At 56.7% G+C, this 492-nt stretch carries 1 protein-coding gene; it reads left to right on the top strand.

All coding sequences use genetic code 11. The features are described from left to right. Window positions 1-492, top strand: a 492-nt coding sequence (locus ACTHUR_RS19230) for a thiamine ABC transporter substrate-binding protein (protein WP_440400385.1), incomplete at both ends; no start/stop codon positions are given.

Genomic DNA, 492 nt, shown 5'->3' with positions numbered 1-492 from the left:
ACCCGATTGCCGATGCGGTTTACGGTTTAGACAACGCCAACATCGGCAAAGCCAAAGCCGCCGGCATCCTCGCCGCCAACCAACCCAAATCCGCACCCGTAACCGCTTCCCTGCCCGATGCGCTGGCTGTCGATTACGCCTATGTCGCCATCAACTACGACAAAAAATGGTTTGAACAGAAAAAATTGCCCCTGCCGCAAACCCTGCAAGATTTGACCAAACCGGAATATAAAAACCTTCTGGTAACCCCGTCTCCCGCCACATCCTCGCCCGGCCTCTCCTTCCTCTTGGCCAACATCGGCGGCATGGTTGAAGAAGGTGCGTTCAAATGGTGGGCGCAAATGCGCCAAAACGGCGTGAAAGTTGCCAAAGGCTGGAGCGAAGCCTACTACACCGACTTCACCCAAAACGGCGGCGCCTATCCCCTCGTGGTCAGCTATGCCACCAGCCCGGCGGCCGAAGTCCACTACTCCAAAGGCAAATACAGCACCC

It is taken from the genome of Neisseria sp. P0021.S007 (assembly GCF_051956855.1).
The sequence above is the reverse complement of the archived record's forward strand: the minus strand, read 5'-3'. Positions and strand labels throughout refer to the sequence as shown.